Origin of the sequence: Microcoleus sp. AT8-A3 (assembly GCF_036705675.1) — a bacterium.
Lineage (GTDB): Bacteria > Cyanobacteriota > Cyanobacteriia > Cyanobacteriales > Microcoleaceae > Microcoleus.
The window spans coordinates 299,944-300,323 of the sequence record NZ_JAUBVD010000001.1; the positions used below are offsets into that span (position 1 = coordinate 299,944).

Sequence of the window (380 nt, forward strand, 5' to 3'; positions counted from 1 at the left end):
TCAGCGATTTGGTGCTGCAAAGATTCCAGAGCACTGGATTTTTCGGCTAGCTGTTGCACAAACTCGTGTTCGCGGTGGTCTTTTTCAGCGATTTGGTGCTGTAAAGATTCCAGAGCACTGGATTTTTCGGCTAGCTGTTGCACAAACTCGTGTTCGCGGTGTTCTTTTTCAGCGATTTGGTGCTGTAAAGAAGCGATCGAACTTTCGCGTTCACTCAACTGCTGCTGTAAACTTTCGTAACTTGACTTCGCTACTGTTTCGGCTAATTGGCTTTCGAGATTTTGCTTTTCGGTAGCGAGTTGCTGCTGTAAAGAAGCGATCGAACTTTCGCGTTCACTCAACTGCTGCTGTAAACTTTCGTAACTTGACTTCGCTACTGT

At 46.1% G+C, this 380-nt stretch carries 1 pseudogene; it reads right to left on the bottom strand.

Annotation, left to right across the window (positions count from 1 at the left end):
- Positions 1 to 380, bottom strand: a pseudogene (locus QUB51_RS01285) (CopG family transcriptional regulator); the annotation flags it as partial.